23 protein-coding genes are annotated in these 18,237 nt (G+C 62.8%); 4 read left to right on the top strand and 19 right to left on the bottom strand.

Going from position 1 to position 18,237, the window contains the following annotated elements; translation table 11 throughout:
- Positions 1-35: 35 nt before the first annotated feature.
- From RS897_RS41955 to RS897_RS41925, 7 genes are all read right to left on the bottom strand, one after another.
- On the bottom strand, positions 36-1,019 hold the full coding sequence (locus RS897_RS41955; protein WP_315834528.1) for an NUDIX hydrolase: 984 nt from the start codon (positions 1,017-1,019) through the stop codon (positions 36-38).
- Between the two features lie 208 nt (positions 1,020-1,227).
- Complete coding sequence (locus RS897_RS41950; protein WP_315834527.1) at positions 1,228-1,734, bottom strand: tyrosine phosphatase family protein; 507 nt, start codon at positions 1,732-1,734, stop codon at positions 1,228-1,230.
- Positions 1,735-1,948: 214 nt separating this feature from the next.
- Positions 1,949-3,811, bottom strand: a complete 1,863-nt coding sequence (locus RS897_RS41945; protein WP_315834526.1) for a patatin-like phospholipase family protein — start codon at positions 3,809-3,811, stop codon at positions 1,949-1,951.
- 173 nt (positions 3,812-3,984) lie between these two features.
- On the bottom strand, positions 3,985-4,602 hold the full coding sequence (locus RS897_RS41940) for a YfbR-like 5'-deoxynucleotidase (protein WP_315834525.1): 618 nt from the start codon (positions 4,600-4,602) through the stop codon (positions 3,985-3,987).
- Between the two features lie 84 nt (positions 4,603-4,686).
- Positions 4,687-5,052 carry a nuclear transport factor 2 family protein gene (locus RS897_RS41935; protein ID WP_315834524.1) on the bottom strand — a complete coding sequence of 122 codons (366 nt, stop codon included), beginning with the start codon at positions 5,050-5,052 and terminating at the stop codon, positions 4,687-4,689.
- 32 nt (positions 5,053-5,084) lie between these two features.
- Positions 5,085-5,657, bottom strand: coding sequence for a dihydrofolate reductase family protein (locus RS897_RS41930; RefSeq protein WP_315834523.1), 573 nt, complete (start codon positions 5,655-5,657; stop codon positions 5,085-5,087).
- A gap of 33 nt (positions 5,658-5,690) precedes the next feature.
- Entirely contained in the window at positions 5,691-6,368 is a 678-nt protein-coding gene (locus RS897_RS41925) for a glutathione S-transferase family protein (protein WP_315834522.1), read from the bottom strand.
- A 180-nt stretch (positions 6,369-6,548) separates the two neighbouring features.
- Between RS897_RS41925 and RS897_RS41920 the strand changes: the two genes are divergently transcribed.
- Together RS897_RS41920 and RS897_RS41915 are read left to right on the top strand one after the other, a co-directional pair.
- Positions 6,549-7,082 (top strand): winged helix-turn-helix transcriptional regulator, encoded by a 534-nt coding sequence (locus tag RS897_RS41920; protein ID WP_315834521.1) that lies wholly within the window; start codon positions 6,549-6,551, stop codon positions 7,080-7,082.
- A 189-nt stretch (positions 7,083-7,271) separates the two neighbouring features.
- Positions 7,272-8,399 carry a glycoside hydrolase family 71/99 protein gene (locus RS897_RS41915; protein ID WP_315834520.1) on the top strand — a complete coding sequence of 376 codons (1,128 nt, stop codon included), beginning with the start codon at positions 7,272-7,274 and terminating at the stop codon, positions 8,397-8,399.
- Between the two features lie 8 nt (positions 8,400-8,407).
- On the opposite strand, the gene RS897_RS41910 is transcribed toward RS897_RS41915, so the two are convergent.
- The 11 genes from RS897_RS41910 to RS897_RS41860 form a co-directional block, all read right to left on the bottom strand.
- The gene (locus tag RS897_RS41910; protein ID WP_315834519.1) at positions 8,408-8,794 is read right to left on the bottom strand and encodes an antibiotic biosynthesis monooxygenase family protein; all 387 of its coding nucleotides are present in this window, start codon (positions 8,792-8,794) and stop codon (positions 8,408-8,410) included.
- Between the two features lie 198 nt (positions 8,795-8,992).
- Entirely contained in the window at positions 8,993-10,195 is a 1,203-nt protein-coding gene (locus RS897_RS41905; protein WP_315834518.1) for a multidrug effflux MFS transporter, read from the bottom strand.
- Positions 10,196-10,273: 78 nt separating this feature from the next.
- On the bottom strand, positions 10,274-10,750 hold the full coding sequence (locus RS897_RS41900; RefSeq protein WP_315834517.1) for an SRPBCC family protein: 477 nt from the start codon (positions 10,748-10,750) through the stop codon (positions 10,274-10,276).
- On the bottom strand, positions 10,747-11,220 hold the full coding sequence (locus RS897_RS41895; RefSeq protein ID WP_315834516.1) for an SRPBCC domain-containing protein: 474 nt from the start codon (positions 11,218-11,220) through the stop codon (positions 10,747-10,749). The genes RS897_RS41900 and RS897_RS41895 overlap by 4 nt, the downstream gene beginning before the upstream one ends.
- A gap of 104 nt (positions 11,221-11,324) precedes the next feature.
- Positions 11,325-11,879, bottom strand: coding sequence for a VOC family protein (locus RS897_RS41890; RefSeq protein WP_315834515.1), 555 nt, complete (start codon positions 11,877-11,879; stop codon positions 11,325-11,327).
- A 10-nt stretch (positions 11,880-11,889) separates the two neighbouring features.
- On the bottom strand, positions 11,890-12,423 hold the full coding sequence (locus RS897_RS41885; protein ID WP_315834514.1) for an SRPBCC family protein: 534 nt from the start codon (positions 12,421-12,423) through the stop codon (positions 11,890-11,892).
- Between the two features lie 35 nt (positions 12,424-12,458).
- Positions 12,459-12,869 carry a DoxX family protein gene (locus RS897_RS41880; RefSeq protein WP_315834513.1) on the bottom strand — a complete coding sequence of 137 codons (411 nt, stop codon included), beginning with the start codon at positions 12,867-12,869 and terminating at the stop codon, positions 12,459-12,461.
- A gap of 72 nt (positions 12,870-12,941) precedes the next feature.
- Complete coding sequence (locus tag RS897_RS41875; RefSeq protein ID WP_315834512.1) at positions 12,942-13,463, bottom strand: SRPBCC family protein; 522 nt, start codon at positions 13,461-13,463, stop codon at positions 12,942-12,944.
- Between the two features lie 39 nt (positions 13,464-13,502).
- Positions 13,503-13,943, bottom strand: a complete 441-nt coding sequence (locus tag RS897_RS41870) for a VOC family protein (RefSeq protein WP_315834511.1) — start codon at positions 13,941-13,943, stop codon at positions 13,503-13,505.
- A gap of 81 nt (positions 13,944-14,024) precedes the next feature.
- Positions 14,025-14,519: an SRPBCC family protein gene (locus RS897_RS41865; RefSeq protein WP_315834510.1), complete on the bottom strand. Its 495-nt coding sequence runs from the start codon at positions 14,517-14,519 to the stop codon at positions 14,025-14,027.
- Positions 14,503-14,865 (bottom strand): ArsR/SmtB family transcription factor, encoded by a 363-nt coding sequence (locus RS897_RS41860; protein ID WP_315834509.1) that lies wholly within the window; start codon positions 14,863-14,865, stop codon positions 14,503-14,505. The genes RS897_RS41865 and RS897_RS41860 overlap by 17 nt, the downstream gene beginning before the upstream one ends.
- Before the next feature lie 424 nt (positions 14,866-15,289).
- Between RS897_RS41860 and RS897_RS41855 the strand changes: the two genes are divergently transcribed.
- Together RS897_RS41855 and RS897_RS41850 are read left to right on the top strand one after the other, a co-directional pair.
- Positions 15,290-15,484 (top strand): hypothetical protein, encoded by a 195-nt coding sequence (locus tag RS897_RS41855; protein WP_315834508.1) that lies wholly within the window; start codon positions 15,290-15,292, stop codon positions 15,482-15,484.
- A 311-nt stretch (positions 15,485-15,795) separates the two neighbouring features.
- Entirely contained in the window at positions 15,796-17,088 is a 1,293-nt protein-coding gene (locus RS897_RS41850; RefSeq protein ID WP_315834507.1) for an NCS2 family permease, read from the top strand.
- 81 nt (positions 17,089-17,169) lie between these two features.
- Here RS897_RS41850 and RS897_RS41845 read toward each other — a convergent pair whose 3' ends face one another.
- On the bottom strand, positions 17,170-18,207 hold the full coding sequence (locus tag RS897_RS41845) for a hypothetical protein (protein ID WP_315834506.1): 1,038 nt from the start codon (positions 18,205-18,207) through the stop codon (positions 17,170-17,172).
- Positions 18,208-18,237: the final 30 nt, after the last annotated feature.

Below are 18,237 nucleotides of genomic sequence, written 5' to 3'. Positions count from 1 at the left end.
CGACACCAACCTGCGCCAGGGAGACCTCGAAAGAATCAGCGGCGGCCCCGCACGCGCAGACCCGGTGCGGGCCGCTCCTGCAGGACTTCGCGACGAAAGCGAAACAGCGCGGCCGGACGGCCACCGGTCCGTGTCGACATCTCGCCGGTGGATTCGACAAGAGCGCCGGATTCGACCAGGCGGCGGAAATTCTGCTTGTGCAGATGCCGCCCCGAAATCGCTTCGACCGTATGCTGCAGTTCAGTAAGTGTGAATTCGGGCGACAGAAGTTCAAACACCACGGGGCGATATTTCAATTTGGCGCGCAGCCGTGCGATGGCGGTGGCGAGAATCCGTCGATGATCGAACCGCATCGCGACGCCGAGCTGCGGCATCGCGCCGCGGCTGAGTGCGGCCGGACGGCCGTCGCGCCGTGCTTCTTCGATCAGTCCGGCTTCGTACAGCAGCTCATAACGGTCGAGCACGCGCTCCTCGTCCCACTGCGCGCCGTCGCTGCCGAAATAGAACCGGACGCGATCGGCGCGGGCGAGCGCACGCGCGGTGTTCGGCGCTTCGGGCTGCGCCGCCCATTCGTTCAGGGCCGGCAGGATCTGTTTTTCGATGATCTCCGGCCGCGTGGTGCGCCAGTCTTCCCACGGAAAATAGCGATACCAGGGCTCGAAGGCGGCGCCGGCGACATGGGGCTGGCCGGCGGTGTCGGCGATCCGGGTCAGCGCCAGATAGCCGACCGAGACCATGTGTGCGTCGGTGTCGCCGGCGCGTGCATGGCGGCCGCGGTCGCCGAAAGTATAGAGCTGCTCGACATAGCCGAGGGTCAGGCCGGATTGCTCCTGCACCCAGGCGCGCAGGCCGATCTCGAAGGTGCGGTGGGAGACCGCGTCAAACGGCCCGAACGGCAGTCCCGCAAGCCGGTCACCGTCGCTGGGGGCTGCGGTGAGCACCACCGGCTCGTTGGTGTCGACAGCGACGATCGCGGCGGTGAGGCCGATTTCGATGGGCCGGAGCAGCTTGTCGGTCATCGGCGTGGCTTTATCCGAATCAAAGCGGTCAATGACGGCAGACTACTGCAGGTATGGTAGATGGTAGCGCTATCCAATCCGCTTAGGCGCGAGCCTGCCGGTCCGTAGCCCGCATGAGCAACGCGATATGCGGGGATGCCTGGTTGCGATCGATCCCGGATATCGTGCTTTGCGCTCATCCCGGCTACGGCAGTCCGGAGCTTCCGCGTCAGTCGATGTCGACCTGGAACGGACGGCCCGCGACGCCCATGTTGCCCGGGCCCATGGCGTCGAGTGCGCGCACCATGCGGCCATTGCGCCCCAGCGCCTCGTCGGCAAGGGTCACAATCAGCCGGTTCGGGAATGCGATCGGCGATGCCTGGCGGATCTGCTGCGCGATCGACAACTCGTCGCGATGCGGATTGAGCAGGCAGGCCGCGGCAAAGGCGCTGGCAGTGGAACGGCTGATGCCGGCGTAGCAGTGGATCACCATCGGCGCATCGCGGTTCCAGCTGCGCACGAAATCCAGCACCTGCGCCACATGCGCCGACGACGGCGCCACGAAGCCGTCGGCAGCCTCGGTGATGTCGTCCATCGAGATCTTCAGATGATTGGCTTCCGGGATCGACGGCGGGCGCTGGGCCTTGTCGACTTGTGCCATCACGGTCAGCACATAACGCGCCCCCGTGGCCTCGACGGTTGCGGGCATATCGGCGAGCGAGCAGACGTGGATCATGGCGGCTTCCAGTGATGATTGCTGCCCTTATAGGCCGCGACTGTCGCGGCGGGAAGCGGGCAAAAGGCACCTCGCGGCGCGGAATTTCAGCCAATTTTGACCGCGAATCGGCTCCCAGAGCTTCCGTTTCGATAGAATCGAAACGGAAGCTCTGGATTCTTGTTTTGACGCGTTTTCTTCACGCGAACCGGTATCCACTTCGCTGGAAAACGCTCTAGCGGAACGCGCTCAGCCTCTCCTCGGATTCCGCCGCGAGTTTCTGCCTGGCGTGGTCGTATCCCAAGGCGACGATCTCGTCGTAGCGCTTCCATTCCAGCAGTCCCACCCGTTCGATGCGTGGCTCGAACAAGAGGTCGACGAACGTCCGCATCGCCTTCTGTTTCGGCACCGAACTGATGGCGGACGAGTTCAGCATCGTTTCCGGCATGGTCGGCAGGCGATAGCGCTGCGCCTCCCGCGCCCGCAGCTTGTCGCGCAGATGCGCAAGCGTGCCGGGAATCTGGTCGATCTCGAACACGTGACCGTCCTCGATCAAGAGGTCGACCCCGATGATCTGACCTGCGCCGAGGCGCGCCATCACATCGACGGGAAAATTGTTGAACATGCCGCCGTCGAACATCAGGTGGCCGCCGATCAGCATCGGCGGCAGCACGCCGGGAATGGCGTAACTTGCGATCACATTGCGCGCGAGGTTGCCCCGGTCCAGAACCGCCTCGCTGCTGGTGGAAAAATCCGAGCCGATGACAAAGAATGTCTTCCAGGTGTCTTCCGCGTCGATATCGGCGCCGGCCGCGGTCGCGATTGCCTCTCGCATCGCATCGTGGGTCCGCTTGCCCTTGATCAGCGACACCAGCGGAATGAGATTGTAGTCGCCGGTGATATTGCCCTTGGGATGGCGCAGAAACGCCTTGTGAACGGCGATTGCTATCTTTTCCGCGGACTGGTCGAGCGCAAGACATGTCCCCATGATGGCGCCGATTGAGGTGCCGCCAATGAAGTCGGCTTCGATGCCGGCTTCTTCCAGCGCCTTCATGACGCCGATATGGGCGAAGCCGCGGGCTCCGCCGCCCGCCAGCACCAGGCCCACGGCATTGCCCGATATGATCCGCGCCAGCCGGCGCATGTCGCGCGCAAGTTCAGGTCGGATGTGGACGTGACGCGAGACGCGCCTGGCCTTCAACCAATGCACGGTGCCGGTCGGGCTTCGGGTCTCGGCGCCATGCAGCAGGACCAGTGTCTGGCGTGCGATCGAAATCGGTGTCTCGCCGGCGAGATAATGGCGCTCCGCGTGTGAAAGCTCCGGTGTCTGGCGGGCATCCCCGACCAGCATGACTTCATCGCAGTTCTGCAGACAGAACTGCGTCCAGGCCGACTCGCCGGAGTCGGCGATGAGATAAACCGCCTTGCTCGCGGCCTCGATCTCGTCGACATGGTAAGCGACTGCGTCATGATTGCGTTTGATCGCGCTTGCGGCATCGCCGCCGAACTGTCGCGCGATATCATCCGGCCCTACGATGTGCGTGGTCGCGCTGTCTCGCCCTGCAGCCCGCAGGCGTTTCGCCAATGCTACGGCGTCGACGCCGGAAGAGATGGCGAGAATGCAGATGTTGATGGGGGCGATCGGGGTTTGGCGCTCGCGTTCCGATCGCCGAAACCGATTGATGACGATTCGTGTCATCTGCAGCGCGACCTGCGGCGATCTGGCCAGCGTCCGTTCCACGACCTGTCGCGTCACCTTGACCAGCGATGAGTCGCGCAACGCGATGACAGAAGCGGAGCGCGGCTCGCCGGTGAACAGCGCGAGCTCGCCCACGGTTTCGCCGCGGCCGATTTCACCGAGGATCTTGCTGCCGCCCTTGGTGTCCGCGAACGCCCGCAATCGGCCCGACAGCACGAAATAGACGTCGTCACTGTGGTCGTCCTGGCGGAACAGGGTGGCGCCCGATGGCAGGTCGATGAATTCGGCGGATGCCTTGATGCTTGCGATCAGTTCGGCATCGTCCGAGGCGAAGTGACCCTTCAGAATGGTTTGCAGCAGATCATGTCTGTGTTGATTGTCTCCGTTTGGTTCCGACATGACGCGCATTCCACAGGTGGACAACAAAGAGAGGTCTCGAACCGTTTATAGTTCGCTATCTCCTGTCTATCGAGAGCAACTGATGACGGATCCGGTGCGCGAACCGGTCATGGTGGTTGCGGCAGCGCAACATATCGTTGCCTGCCGGACAGCCAGCCGCGGTGGAGAGGAAACTAAACGATCAGTGTCTTGAATCGTGCCAGAAACTGCTTCTCGGCCTTGCTGGCCGGCCATGGCGTCATGTAGCCGGATTCGATCGCATGCGGCAGGCCGGGATCTCGGCCGAACAGCCGGCGCGATTCGGCTTGCGAAAACCCGGCGAGGCGCGTCGCCTCGAGATAGGCGGCGCCCATATCGGCGAGCTTGATCTGGGCTTCGACATCGGCGGACAGCTGTGCGGGCAGGCCGAAGCGGATGTGGATTGCCGCCAGCAGCCGTTTCTCGATCTGCTTGTAGGAGCCGCCGATCACCGCCTTGAACGGCGAGATCATGTCGCCGATCACATATTCCGGCGCGTCATGCAGCATGGCCGCGAGACGGATGCGGTGGTCGATGCGCGGCGTGCGGGCGCGCAGCACCGCTTCCACTAGCAGCGTATGCTGCGCCACCGAGAAGATGTGGGCGCCATGGGTCTGCCCGTTCCAGCGGGCGACTCGCGCCAGCCCATGGGCGATGTCCTCGATCTCGACATCGAGCGGGGAGGGGTTGAGCAGGTCGAGCCGCCGCCCCGACAGCATGCGCTGCCAGGCGCGCGTGGCTGAGGGGGCGGGTGAAGATTTGGAAATCGCCATAGAGTGCCGCAGTGTCCGTTCGAATCGCGTTGCGGCGATTATAGTCGGTCGGTCATGCTTGCGCTGCGATCGTCGATCGATGGTTTACGCCTGCTTGACGAAAACTCCGTCCTTGTAGGTTGCGCCGAAATACACATCGACCGACGCGATCCTATCGGCATCGAATGCGAAGAACTCGGTGTTTCGGAACTGCTTTCCGCCCTCGACCTCGCAACTGTAGGTCACGAACGCTGCATCGCCTTCGATGAAGATTGCTTCGAGGACGTGTTGCTTGATCCGCTCGCTGTTCGGCCAGCAGCGCTCGAAATAGGCTGTCTTGTCGATGGCATCGTCATAGGGGCTGGTGAAGGTGAAGTCATCCGTCAGCAGATCCTCCACCACGTTCCGGGTCCTGTTTTTGTAGGCCGTAAACAAGCTGCGGATGATGTCGGCTTTGGCTTGATCGTGCATTTCGACCTCCCGGGTTCGCGTTATCAGCCCCTTCAGTCCATGGCCTCTGGCCGGTAGGACAGGATCATCGATCCGGTGTCAAGCGTCCTGGACTCGATCAATGTCAGCTTGCGGCGGTCGTACCCGCCGCTGAACAGGGGGGTGCCCCCGCCCAGCAGCACCGGCACGATCATCAGCCGGTATTCGTCGATCAGGTTCAGCTTCATCAGCCTCGCTGTGATGTCGGCGCCGCCAAACAAAATCAGGTCCCTGCCGTCCTGCTGTTTCAATTTGCCAATCTCGTCCGCGAGATTGTGGGCGATGACGGTGGTGTTGGCCCAGGCGGGGTCTGTCAGTGTTTTCGAGAAAACGAACTTGGGCAGCCGCGTCATCCGCTGGGCAAAGTCATGCTGCGGGTTCGCCGGATCCGCGGCTGCCCCCTGCCAATGCCGGGCCATGACGTCATAAACCACGCGGCCATAGAGCAGCGCACCGGCGCGGTCGATGTTGTGATCGGACCAGTGCTGTTTCAGGTCGTCCGACCAGGCCGGCGGCACCAGCTGCTTGCCGGGCCCTTCGATGAAACCATCGAGGCTGACGAACATGGCGAGGACAAGAGGTCGCATCAGAGTCACTCCGTTGAGGTCGGCGTTCGGCCGTTACGATTTCGGAAACAGGTGGAAGTACGGTTCGGCTTCCCGCTGCACGCGGGCATAGGACGGCCGCTGCGTCAGGCGTTCGAAGTAGCGCATCGCATGGGGATGGCTGTCGCCGAACGGCATCACCTGGTTGGCGTAGAACAGCGCGGGGGCCGCGGCGCAGTCGGCCATGGTGAAGGCCTCGCCCATGGTCCAGTTGTCGGTACTTGTCCCGCTCACGTTGGTCCTGCCCGCCATCTCGGCGTCGATCATGCCAAGCGCGCTCGTTAGCCGTGCTTTGGCAAAGCTCACGCCGAGCGGATCCTTGCTGTCGTCAGGCCGGCGGCGATTGCCGACCATGGTCTGCATCTGCTCGTCGACATAGAGATCGAACACGCGATCGCGCATCCGCGTCTGCCACGCCTGGTCCGCGTCTTCTGGCACAAGGCGCACGCGTCCGGGATAATGCAGGTCCAGATATTCGATGATGACGGTGGCTTCCGCGACCGTCACATTCCTGGCGTCATCACGCAGCACCGGAAACTTGCCGATCGGCCACAGCGCTTTCAGCTCAGCGGCCTGGGCAGGATCGCCGAGGTCTACGATGTGCGGCTCGAACGGCAGGTCTTTTTCATAGAAGGCGATCAGCGCCTTCTGGCAGTAGGACGACAGCGGGTGGAAATAGAGCTTCAGGGTCATCGCCAACTCTCGGTTTGCATAAGGATTGGTGCCGTCCGCGTTCCACGGCTGGCGCTTGCCGTAAACTGATTGCAATTTGCAACTGGTTGCAGACTAGAATTACTGGTGCGATAATGCAAGCGGTTTTGAGGGGCGGCCGTAAATTTCGGGTTAGCCGTCTTCGTCCCTGCCGGACAGCACATGAACGATGCCTCCCGATCGGGTTGCCCGATCAACCTGACGCTGGAAGTGGTGGGCGACAAATGGAGCCTGCTGATCATCCGCGACATCATCTTCGGCAACCGGCGGCATTTCCGCGAACTGCTGACCAAGTCCGATGAGCGCATTTCGTCGAACATCCTGGCCGACCGGCTGAAGACCCTGCTGGAGCAGGGCATCCTCACCAAGGCGGACGATCCCACCCACAAGCAGAAGGGGATCTACAGCCTCACCGAACAGGGCATCGAGCTGCTGCCGATCCTGGCGCAGATGGCGGCCTGGGGATTCAAGTATCTGCCGGTCAGCGAAGAACTCGGCATTCGCGCGGAACTGCTGGCCCAGGGCGGCCCGCTCATGTGGGACGAGTTCATGGACGAGCTGCGCGAGACCCATCTCGGCCTCAAGGCGCGCAAGCGAAACGGACCTTCGGTCGGCGAGCGGCTGCAGCAGGCCTATCTGGATGTGGTGGCGAAACGAAAGGCGTGTTCGCCAGCGGCGGAGCCGGCGCCGCAATAGCAGGCGTCATCCGCGGTCATTGGTTCGCGCGGATACAACAAAGCCTTTTCCATTTTAGCAAAATCGCTGTCGTGTCGGCGTGCGTGGTTGCTTGTGCCGCAACGGATCTTCAATGATCCGCCACATTCAATGGCGAGCATTCTCATTCGCCTGGAAGTGCTGCTTCGCATGTGATCGGTCGGATCGATGGTGTTCTCGATATCTCGTCGCGCGGCTCTCAGGCTCGCTTTCGGCGGTCTTGCGGCGGCAGCCGATTTCCGTCCGCGCAAACTCTTTGCTCGCGACACAAGTGGCGACGGCGACAAGGTTCGTGTCGGCGCCATTCGCTGGGATGCCTGGTACGCCCCGGACATGGCGCCGGGGTCGTCCGAATGGCATGCCGCGCACGGGCTCGATCCGGCGAAATATCATCACCGCGCGCCTTTCTTTGCCGAGAAGATCGGTACCGACCGCATGTTCATCAGCGGCACCCAGGCCAGCATGGACGCGGAAATTTCCTACGCCGCAAAGGCCGGGATCAGTTACTGGGCGTTCGGCTGGTATCAATTCGGCCGCCCGCTGCGCAAGGGGTGGGAATATTACCAGCTCAGCGAGCACAACGCGCTGGTCAACTGGTGTGCGTTGATCGGGCTGGGCTCCCTTGCCGGCAACTTCCCGCCGACAGCAGACCTGGTCAGGTATTTCCAGTATGAAAATTACGAGAAGTTCGGTGACCGTCCGCTGCTCTATGTCATGCACGACAAGTCACCGCTGCCCGCGGCGGCGCGGGCGCTGGATGCGCTTCGTGCGGCATGCGCCGCCGCCGGCGTGGGAAATCCCTATGTGATCGCGCAGAGCAGCGTGGCCAAGCTCGGCGCCCTGGATGCAAGAGGCATCGGGGCGGATGCGATCGGGGCCTATGCGAGCGCGCCTGCCATGACGGGCGGGCCGATCCCCTATGCGACACTCGATGCCTTTGTCCGGAAGTTCTGGCTGGAGATGGCGGCCACCGGGCTTCCGGTCGTGCCGAATGCCATGACCGGATGGGATCGCCGTCCCCGCATCGAACGTCCGCCGCCGTTCGATCCGCTGCATCTCAATCCTGATGACTACGTCATTCCGGGAACGCCGAAGGACATCGCCGCTCATATCGAGGCCGCGGTGGCTTTTGTGCGCGCGCACCGCGGAACGTGTGAGGCGAACAACGTCCTCGTCTATTCCTGGAACGAATGCGACGAGGGCGGCAGCGTGCTGTGCCCGACATGGAGCGAAAACGGTGTCGACCATTCTCGTCTCGATGCGGTGGCAAGGGTTCTGAAGCAGGCCCAGTTGTTGTGAGATCCGGGCTAGATCTCGCCGGCCTCATAGACGATATCGAACGCCTTCGGGCTCGCGTGTTCGATCAGCGGCAGGATCTGTGCGCGGTGCTCCGCGAACAGGTCGCTGGCGAGCCAGCTCTTCTGGTCGTGCAGGGTGTTGAACGCGGTGATCAGCACGGCCGTCTCGCCGTCGCGCGAGCGATGCATCCGGCTGCCGCGCAGTCCCGGAATTTGCCCCGCAAAACGACGCCGCGCGGCGTCTTGCAGTGCGATGAATTCATCCAGTTTCCCCGCCTTGGTGACGAAGGTGTTGATGATGACGACCGGGCGCTGGCGCGGGCCGGTGTTGGCTTGCGCACCGTCGTGAACGGGGGCGGTGAGCGGGCGGTTGCCGACGGTGATGGGGATGCGCATGGATCATGTCCCTGAGGTGATGGAGGCTTGCAGCTAACGGACACGACGCTACAACCTCAACTATAGTTGAGGTCAAGTGCAGCAGAATGTAGCCCGGATGAGCGAAGCGACATCCGGGATAGAGCACTGAGATTCCCGGATGTCGCTTCGCTCATCCGGGCTACCCGGTGATGCCAGGTCGTTGGAGTGCGCCTTTGATCACTCCGCCAGTTGCGGCGCCAGTTCGCGCCGGCGCAGTGTCACGAGGCTGAGCGCCAGCGCGCCCAGGGCGCAGAGCGCGATCGCCGCCACCATCGGGCGCGCGGTGCCGTTGAAGAAGGCGCTGACGATCACGATCATGATGCCGCCGGTCACCATCTGCAGGGTGCCGCCGAGCGCCGAGGCCATGCCGGCGATCGGGCCATGCTCCTCCAGCGCCAGCACCATGGTGGACGGGATCACCAGGCCCATGGCGGCGAAGCCGAGGAACAAGAGCACCATCATCACCGCCAGGCTGTCGACCCCCGCGAGGTTCAGCCCAAGCAGGATGGTGGTGAACAGTGCGTAGGCCGCGGTGGCCGCGATTACGACCCGGCCCATTCCATAACGCTGGCCGAGGGAGGCCGCGAACTGCGAGGCGCCGATGAAGCCAATGGCGTTGACCGAAAATGCGAAGCTGAAGGTGGTCGGGGTCAGGCCGTAGTGGTCGATATAGACGAACGAGGAATTGGCGAGAAAAGTGAAGAAGCTCGCCATGCCGAGGCCGCCGATGAAGGTCAGGCCGAGGAAATGCCAGTGGCGCAGCAATTGCCCGAAGCTGCCGAGCACCTGACCCACGCTGACGTCGACGCGTTCCTGTGGCGGCCGGGTCTCCGGCAGGAACAGCGCCATCAGCACGAAGGACAGCCCGGCCACGATGGTGACCGCCACGAACACCGCGCGCCAGCCGAATGGCACGATCAGGGCACTGCCACCGAGCGGGGCGAGAATCGGCGAGACGCTGAGCACCAGCATCACCAGCGCCATCAGTTTGGTCGCCTCGATCCCGGTGTGCAGGTCGCGGATGATTGCGCGCGGGATCACCATCACCGACGAGGCGCCGACGCCTTGCACGAAGCGGGCTGCGATCAGCCAGCCGACGCTGGGCGAGAAGGCACACCCGATCGAGCCGATGATGAACAATGTCAGTCCGACATACAGCGGCGGCTTGCGGCCGACCATGTCGGACACCGGTCCGTAGACGATCTGGCAGACGCCGAAGGCGATGAAGAACACCATCAGCGTCATCTGTGTCGCCGCCGTCGATGCCTGGAGATCGCTGGCGATGGTCGGCAGCGCGGGCAGGTACATGTCGATGGCGAACGGGCCGACCGCCGACAGCAGGCCGAGCACGATGGCATTCTTGGTGTAGGTCGAAACCATGAGAATTGACTTCCAGTGAGATTGGACGCGGTGAGAACTATTGCAGTGTGATTGCAGCGAGATTGGCCATGACGGCGTTCAGCATCTGCCTGCCTGTTGCTGCTGCAGGCATGTGAGGCTCTGTGTCCAGCCGGCTTCCATATGGTCGAGCATGCGACTTGCAGCTTCGACCAGAGCGACGGCGCGTGTATGCACGGTGAGCTTGGTGCCGCCTTGTTCCTCCGAAAAAGTGACCGTTGTGAGGCCATCGATCAGGGGTTGGCCGTCGTTGCCGACCGGCCAGCTGTTGAAGACCAGCCGTTGCGGCGCCACGAGTTCGCGATAGATTCCCCTCATCGGATAATCGGTGCCGTCCGGCGCCCGCATCACGATGTGGATGGCGCCGCCGGGCCTCGCATCGACCTCGCAGACCGGATTGGTGAAGCCATCCGGCCCCCACCATTTCGCCAGATGCTGCGGATCGATCCAGGCCTGCCAGACCACTGCGCGAGGCGCGGCGATCAGGCGGGTGACGGTGATATCGCGGACGTCGCGATTGTCCGTTGCGGAGTTCATGGAGTCATACTCCGCTGCAATGCGTCGCCGAGGCGATCGAAAGCGCTGCTCCAGCCCTCGGTGTGACCGTCGCGTTCTCCGATCGACTGGAACGGCGCGTGATGGAAGGTCATGCGGGTCTTGCCGTTCTCGTCAGTGAACGTCACGATGACCAGCGTCTCCTGGCCGCGCTCGCCATCCTCTTCCCAGGCGAAGGTGAAGACCAGCCGTTCCAGTGCGATCACTTCGCGGAACTCGCCGTGATGCCACAGCTCGCGCCCGTCGGCGGTCGCGCGCAGGCAGTGGCGCCATTTGCCGCCGGGGCGCACGTCCATCTCCATCTGCACGGCCGGATAGTCCTGCGGCCCCCACCAGTGCATCGCATGGCGGACATCGGTCCACATCCGGAACATCAGGTCGCGCGGCGCATCGAACAGCCGCGTGATCACCAATTGGTCGTTGGAAGATCGGGTGTCCGCTGCGGTGGTCATGGTCGGGTCCGTCGTGTGGTCGGAAGGTGTCGTCAGAAGGCGAGAAGGGTGGCGTTGCACGTCACCCGACCGGCTTCAGAAAATACCGGCACAAAACACCGGTATCATGCCTTGGTTTCGCAGTTGATCATCCAGGCGGTTCCGAACTGGTCGACCAGCATGCCGAACCGTTCGGCCCAGAAGGTCTTCTCCAGCGGCATGGTGATGGTGCCATTGTCCGAAAGCGCATTGAAGACACGCTCGGCTTCGGCCGGTGTATCGATGCCCAGCGCGACCGAAAAGCCTTGCATCGGCTTGTACTGATCGGGCGGAGCGTCGGATCCCATCAGGGCGACGTTGCCGACCACGAGCTTGGCGTGCATGATCTTCTTGCGCCAATCGGCCGGCACATGTTGCTCCGCCGGCGTTCCTTCGTGCGGCAGCATCATCTCGATCTTGCCGCGCAGGGCTCTCTCGTAGAACTTGAAGGCGGCTTCGCAGTTGCCGCTGAAAAACAGATAAGGGGTGACTTGCATCGGTTGCTCCTTGGAGTTTTCCTTGGATTCCTTGTTGACGATCGAAAAGCCGGAGAACGACACGACGACCGCGAATTTCTTCGGCAGGGCCGCGGCGCTGGAAGACGTCGATGTCGAGAGTTTGCGTGCCGCGGATGACGGCATTGGGGTGCTCCTATCTTTCGGAAACGGCTTTCAGGTTGGCGAGGCCGGCGGCGAAATCGTTGCCGACCATGCGGTCCATGTTGATGAACATGTGCATGATCTTGGCCATGTAGGGCAGTGGACCGCGCATCGCCCAGGTGACCTGAGTGGAATCGCCGCTGGGAACCAGCGAGAACTCCGCGGTGTTGTGCGCCTTGAACGGCGCGATGAATTGCAGGTCGACCGTGACCTTCGACGGCGATGTGTCGATGATCTCCATGCGGCCGGAGCCGACATTCTTGTCACCCTGCCAGGCGTAGACCGATCCCTTGCCGCTCGGCGCGCCGCTGAAGGTGCGGGCCATCGCCGGATCCTTGGTTTCGTAGGGCGACCACTGAGGCCACTGACGGAAATCATCGATCAGTGGTTGGATCCTGGCGGCGGGGGCCTTGATGCTTGCCGTCCGCTGAATGACGAAGGTGTTGGGCCGCGTTGCCGCGTAAATGAGAACCGCGGCAAGCAGGACGGCGATGATGATGGCGATCACGGCGATGGTGGTGAGCATGAGAGTCTCCTGTAAATGACTTTGTTCGGGCGATGTCACAGGCGCCGGAACGGAAACAGCCTGCGCAGATCCGGATCGCGCAGATAGAGGCCGCCCCACATCAGCAGCGCGAGATAGATGCTGAACAGCGTGTGGGTGAACAGCGGGCTGCCGTTGAGGATATGGACATAGATCGCGCCGCCGAGATAACCGGTCATCAGCACTGCGCCGAGCACCGAGGTGGTGGGGATCGCATAGAGCAGTGTGCAGACGAGCGTCAGCACGCCGAGGGTGCGGGCGAGGCTGGTCGGGATGCCGAGCTCGCGCGAGGTCTCGATCACGATGTCGAGCGGCACCAGCTTGATGGCGCCGTCGAACAGCAGGAACAATATGACCAGGCCCGACATGACGCGTCCGGTCCACAGCATGGTTCTCGATTCAGTATAGGTTGCAACGGTCGCCGACATGGAAGATCTCCGTGGTTCATGAATTCGGGATGAAGCCAGCGGGACATCGCGACAATGTCCCGCTGATGAGTGTCACGCCTTGGCCAGATAGGCGTCGAGCTGATCGAAGGTTCCCGTAAAGCCCTGCTGCATCGAGGCGTGCATGCCTTCATAGGTCTTGAGTTCGTCGTCGGTGGCGTTGATGGGGCCGCCGTGCAGAGTGAGCGTGGTCTTGCCGTCACGCTCGGTGAGGGTCAGCACGTTGAGCACTTCCAGCGGCCAGGTCGCGCTGAACGGGGCACGGACGACGGCGCCATCGGCGTTGGAAAACGCGCTGGTGAAGACCAGTTGTCCGGGCGCGTCGATCTCGCGATAGGCGAAGCGGCCCCACCACATGTCCTGGCCGGGCTGGAATTCCATCGCATAGACGAACAGCCCGCCGGGACGGAAGTCGAGCTTGTCGACAATCAGCTTGCAGCCCGTCGGTCCCCACCATTGCGCCAGTCGTTCGGCTTCGGTCCATGCCTTCCACACCAGGCTGCGCGGCGCGTTGAAGGTCCGGCTGATGAAGAAGTCCTGTTGTTGGGTTGGGGTCAGTGTTGTTGTCTCAAGCATCGTTTTGATCCTTGTTGAGCTCGATCGATAGGAGTGACGTCAGGCGGTCTTGGCCGGCAGAGGATGGGCGAAGCTCCAGACATGGCCGAACGGATCGACCACCTGGCCGTAACGCGCGCCCCAGAACGAATCCCACGGCTCCATCGCGATGGTCGCGCCGGCGTCCGCCGCGCGCTTGACGGCCTCGTCGCAGTTGGGAACTTCCAGATGCAGGACGATCGAGGTGCCCTTGAGCTCCGGCGGTGGCGCGAGCCGCACCGATCCGCCGCCGCAGGTGCCGTGTTCAGGGAAATGATCCATCAGATAGATCTTCATGCCGTTGACCGAGATCTCGGCATGCATCAGCCGCTTGCCGTCTTCCGCCGGCGCGCGGAACAGCTCGGTGGCGCCGAGCGCTTTTTTATAGAACTCGATGGCGTCGGCGGCGCCGCGGATCGACAGATGAGCGGTGACGGGTTGCAGGGCGGGCTGGGTTGTCATGGCGTAACTCCGTGGGTGCTGGTTGGTGAAATCGCGGCGCAGTCGGGTGAGCGCGGCGAAGCGCGACCGGCGGCGGTCGGTCTATGTGAGCGTCAGCAGCAAGTCGGCGAGGCGATCGAGCGCGATAGCCGAACCAGCCTCCATACCGCTGGCGATGTGGTTGTCGCGGTCTTCGCGCGACAGATGGGTGATGATGCTGGTGTAGAGGGTGCGGCCGGCCTTCTCGTCGAAAGTCGTGACGACGATGGCTTCGCGATCAGCATAGGACTCGACGTCGTAGATCTGGGTGTAGACCAGACGTTGTGGCCGTATCACTTCGCGGTACACACCCTTGAAGCGATGCTCGCTGCCGTCGCGTCCGGGCATCACGTAGCGATATCCACCGCCCACGCGCAGGTCGATATCACAGACCGTCAGCGCGAACCGGTCGCAGCTCCACCAGCGTTTCACGTGCTCGGGCTGTGTCGTGGCAATCCACACCAGTTCGCGCGGCGCGCTGAACGAGCGCGTCAGCCGGATCTCGTAGTCCGACGGCAGCGTCAGCTGAAAATCGCTTCGGTTATTTCTTGCGTCCACGATCCTTCTCCTCGGCTTGCGCCTCCTGCGCCTGCAGCTCCTGCAGGTAGGCATCGAGCCGATCGAGGCTCTGATCCCAGAAGCGTCGGTAGTGCTCGAGCCATTCATTGACCTCGCGCAGCGGCCCGGCTTCGAGCCGGCACGGGCGCCACTGCGCTTCGCGTCCCCGGGCGATCAGGCCGGCGCGCTCCAGCACCTTGAGATGCTTGGAGACGGCGGGCTGGCTCATCTGGAACGGCTCGGCCAGCTCCGTGACCGTGGTCTCACCCAACGCAAGCCGCGCCAGGATCGCCCGCCGGGTCGGATCGGCCAGGGCTTGCAGGGTGGTGGAAAGGCGGTCGGTCATTTCTACAGAACCATATGGTTATATAATCTTTCGGTTATATACGTCCGATGGGCTCAGCCGTCAAGCGACTTGGACGGCCCCGCTGAAAAAAAGCGCTTGGCCAAGGGCAATAATATTATACGGGTAATATTGATAACGCATTTTTTTATAGGCCTGTCGAACGGCCCGCGAGCAGAAGGACCTAAATCCATGACGGCGCCAGAAACTGTCAGCTATCTCGAGCCCACACAGAACGCTGGTCGCGCCTTCATCCAGCGGGCCATCGCAGGCGAGATCGTGATGCTGAACTTGTTGCGCTTCCGCGATTGCCGACTACTCAGCCAATCCCGATCTTGCGCCGGAGTCCCCCGTCACCGGGGTCGAGGCCCATGATCGGTACATCGCTCACACCCTGCCGCACCTGAAGCAGAGCGGAGGTGATCTCGTGTTCCTGGGTGCTGGCGGATCCTTCCTGATCGGACCCGCCGATGAGTCATGGGATCTCGTCATGCTGGTTCGCCAGAGCAGCGTGCAGTCGTTTCTGGATTTTGCGGCTGACGCCGCCTATCTCGCCGGGCTCGGCCATCGCACCGCGGCGGTTGCGGATTCCCGGCTGCTTCCGTTGATCGAGCGACGTTGACTGTCGCTGGTCGCGCGAACATGATGTGTTGCTTCGCATGATGCGGATTTGAATGTTGCAGCAGCATTCGCTGCGATCATGTGCCGACGATTAAATGATCGCAGGGGCGGCGAGGCCAGACTTCAAGGCCCGCTTCATTCCCCGGAAAATTGCAAAACTGCTTCGTGACGGTCCGCGCAATCTCGGCCTTGCGCGGACAAGTCAATCCAAACATGCTCCCAAAAAATGCAAAGCCGATCCAGACCTGTGCGCTGGACGGCGGACGCTAACGACAGTGGCCGCATCTCAACCGAGCCACACAGGGGAAACGCATGTTGCAGAAATCTGTCGAGCTCGATGTTCGCGCGCCGTCGGTCAAGACCGAGGTGATCGCCGGCGTCACCACCTTCCTGACCATGTCGTACATCATCTTCGTCAATCCGGAGATCCTGTCGACCACCGGCATGGACCGCAATGCGGTGTTCGTGGCCACGTGTCTCGCGGCGGCGCTGGGGTCGCTGATCATGGGCCTGGTGGCACGCTGGCCGATCGGCATGGCCCCGGGCATGGGCCTCAATGCCTTCTTCGCCTTCACCGTGGTCGGGGCCATGGGCTTCACCTGGCAGCAGGCGCTCGGCGCGGTGTTCATTTCCGGCGTTATCTTCCTGCTTCTCACGGTCAGTGGCGTGCGCAGCTGGCTGATTGCCGGCATTCCGCATTCGATGCGCAGCGCCATCGCCGCCGGCATCGGGCTGTTCCTGGCGATCATCGCGCTGAAGAACGCCGATATCGTCGTCGCCAACAAGGCGACCTATGTGACGCTGGGCGACGTCACCAGGATGGGGCCGCTGCTGGCGATCCTCGGTTTCTTCATCATTGCCGGGCTCGACAGCCTCAAAGTGCGCGGCGCCATCCTGATCGGCATCCTGGTGATCACGGTGCTGTCGATGCTGCTCGGCGTCACCAAATTCAACGGCATCGTGTCGATGCCGCCCAGCATCCTGCCGACCTTCCTGCAGCTTGACGTCATGGGCGCACTGCATGCCGGCCTGCTGCATGTCATCCTGGTGTTCGTCCTGGTCGAGGTGTTCGACGCCACCGGCACCCTGATCGGCGTCGCCAAGCGCGCCGGCCTGATCGAGGAGGGGCAGCCGAACCGGCTGGGCCGCGCGCTGCTGGCCGACAGCACCGCCATCGTTGCTGGCTCGTTGCTGGGTACCAGCAGCACCACGGCCTATGTGGAAAGCGCGTCGGGTGTGCAGGCCGGCGGCCGCACCGGTCTCACCGCCGTGGTGGTGGCCGCGCTGTTCATCGCCGCGCTGCTGTTTTCGCCGCTCGCCGGCTCGGTGCCCGCCTACGCCACCGCGCCCGCGCTGCTCTACGTTGCGTGTCTGATGCTGCGCGAACTGGTGGAGATCGAATGGGAGGACGTGACCGACGCGGCGCCGGCGGCATTGACCGCGCTGATGATGCCCTTCACCTATTCGATCGCCAATGGCCTGGCCTTCGGCTTCATCAGCTATGCGGTGCTGAAGACCGTCACCGGGCGCGCCCGCGAGGTCCATGCCGCGACCTGGCTTGTGGCCGCGTTGTTCATCGTGCGTTTTGCGCTGGTGGCGGGCTGATCACCGTCCACCTCATCATTCCGGGGGGATGCGTGCCCCCCGGAATGACGCAGCCCATAAAGGCTTCGGCAACTCAGCTCCTCAGAATTTAACCGAGACGCCGGAGTAGAGCGACCTCTCCGTGCAGCTTTTGTTGTTCACGCCATTGGAGAAACAGACGCCGTTGGCGGGATTGCCGTCGTCGAGTCCGAACTTGTTCTGCCAGTAGCGATACGCCACCCAGATATCGACGAAGTGGGTGTATTTGGAGCCCCACGCCGCCTTGCTGGCGTCGAAGGTCAGGCGCACCGGTTCGCTGTTGATCTCGGTCCGGGTGCTGTTGGTGGCGGGGACGGTGAAGCCGTTGCGGGTGCCGTCGCCCTTCGGTCCGTAGAAGCCGGCGCGGCCGCTGAGTGCGAAGTAGCGCAGGGTCTCCGGCAGGAAGCCGAGATCCATGTAGTAGTTGAGCTCCACCGCCCAGGTCGGATGAAAACGGGTGTTGCCGTCGGGAATCCCGGTGAATCCGGCCGGCATGAAGCCCGGCGTCAGGAACGAGGTGTGATTCCACTCCTGATAGTACAGCGGCGCGACGTTGACGTAGCCTTTGTATGGCAGGTCGAATGCGAACTGCAGGCCCGCCACCACGTCGCGCTTGCTCGGCGCGAGAAACTGGTTCTCGGTTTCGATGTCACCGCCGATCTCGAACGAGATGTTGCTGAGCGGACCGATCGCGAACGCCTTGGTGTCGAAGATCTGGTTCCAACCGAAGGTGCTGCGGAACAGCCCGTAGAACTCGGTGGCGCCCGCGCAGGCGTTCGGCACGCCGACGGTCGGCAGGCACGGCGAGGCAGGATCGCGGCTGTCCGATTTCAACAGCTCCAGGTTGACGAAATTGGTGCCGTAGGCCCAGACGTCGAAATGGGTGACGGCGAGAACATGCTTGCCGGTCTTGTCGGCGGCGCCGGGGGCGGTGGCCGTGAACTGGTAGGCATAAGTCAATCGGTTGTCGTTGACGAAGAAGAACGGTGCGTCGATCGCCGGTTTGCTCTTGATCGGCAGTATCGTCGTGTCGGCGGCGAATGCGGTGCTGGCCGTCGCCAGGATAAGACCCGTTGCGAGCGTGATGGAAGCGCAGGACATCGAATAATTTCTCCCCAAAATTTTTGTTGA

It is taken from the genome of Bradyrhizobium prioriisuperbiae (assembly GCF_032397745.1).
GTDB classification, from domain to species: Bacteria; Pseudomonadota; Alphaproteobacteria; order Rhizobiales; family Xanthobacteraceae; genus Bradyrhizobium_A; species Bradyrhizobium_A prioriisuperbiae.
The sequence above is the reverse complement of the archived record's forward strand: the minus strand, read 5'-3'. Positions and strand labels throughout refer to the sequence as shown.

Excerpts from the sequence above, each read along its gene's own strand:
- RS897_RS41925 (WP_315834522.1), bottom strand. The coding sequence starts at position 6,368 with ATGACCCTGAAGCTCTATTTCCACCCGCTGTCGTCCTACTGCCAGAAG.
- RS897_RS41920 (WP_315834521.1), top strand. The coding sequence starts at position 6,549 with ATGAACGATGCCTCCCGATCGGGTTGCCCGATCAACCTGACGCTGGAA.
- RS897_RS41875 (WP_315834512.1), bottom strand. The coding sequence starts at position 13,463 with ATGCTTGAGACAACAACACTGACCCCAACCCAACAACAGGACTTCTTC.
- RS897_RS41900 (WP_315834517.1), bottom strand. The coding sequence starts at position 10,750 with ATGAACTCCGCAACGGACAATCGCGACGTCCGCGATATCACCGTCACC.
- RS897_RS41940 (WP_315834525.1), bottom strand. The coding sequence starts at position 4,602 with ATGGCGATTTCCAAATCTTCACCCGCCCCCTCAGCCACGCGCGCCTGG.
- RS897_RS41935 (WP_315834524.1), bottom strand. The coding sequence starts at position 5,052 with ATGCACGATCAAGCCAAAGCCGACATCATCCGCAGCTTGTTTACGGCC.
- RS897_RS41945 (WP_315834526.1), bottom strand. The coding sequence starts at position 3,811 with ATGTCGGAACCAAACGGAGACAATCAACACAGACATGATCTGCTGCAA.
- RS897_RS41885 (WP_315834514.1), bottom strand. The coding sequence starts at position 12,423 with ATGCTCACCACCATCGCCGTGATCGCCATCATCATCGCCGTCCTGCTT.
- RS897_RS41845 (WP_315834506.1), bottom strand. The coding sequence starts at position 18,207 with ATGTCCTGCGCTTCCATCACGCTCGCAACGGGTCTTATCCTGGCGACG.
- RS897_RS41850 (WP_315834507.1), top strand. The coding sequence starts at position 15,796 with ATGTTGCAGAAATCTGTCGAGCTCGATGTTCGCGCGCCGTCGGTCAAG.
- RS897_RS41910 (WP_315834519.1), bottom strand. The coding sequence starts at position 8,794 with ATGCGCATCCCCATCACCGTCGGCAACCGCCCGCTCACCGCCCCCGTT.
- RS897_RS41905 (WP_315834518.1), bottom strand. The coding sequence starts at position 10,195 with ATGGTTTCGACCTACACCAAGAATGCCATCGTGCTCGGCCTGCTGTCG.
- RS897_RS41860 (WP_315834509.1), bottom strand. The coding sequence starts at position 14,865 with ATGACCGACCGCCTTTCCACCACCCTGCAAGCCCTGGCCGATCCGACC.
- RS897_RS41895 (WP_315834516.1), bottom strand. The coding sequence starts at position 11,220 with ATGACCACCGCAGCGGACACCCGATCTTCCAACGACCAATTGGTGATC.
- RS897_RS41955 (WP_315834528.1), bottom strand. The coding sequence starts at position 1,019 with ATGACCGACAAGCTGCTCCGGCCCATCGAAATCGGCCTCACCGCCGCG.
- RS897_RS41870 (WP_315834511.1), bottom strand. The coding sequence starts at position 13,943 with ATGACAACCCAGCCCGCCCTGCAACCCGTCACCGCTCATCTGTCGATC.
- RS897_RS41930 (WP_315834523.1), bottom strand. The coding sequence starts at position 5,657 with ATGCGACCTCTTGTCCTCGCCATGTTCGTCAGCCTCGATGGTTTCATC.
- RS897_RS41880 (WP_315834513.1), bottom strand. The coding sequence starts at position 12,869 with ATGTCGGCGACCGTTGCAACCTATACTGAATCGAGAACCATGCTGTGG.
- RS897_RS41890 (WP_315834515.1), bottom strand. The coding sequence starts at position 11,879 with ATGCCGTCATCCGCGGCACGCAAACTCTCGACATCGACGTCTTCCAGC.
- RS897_RS41950 (WP_315834527.1), bottom strand. The coding sequence starts at position 1,734 with ATGATCCACGTCTGCTCGCTCGCCGATATGCCCGCAACCGTCGAGGCC.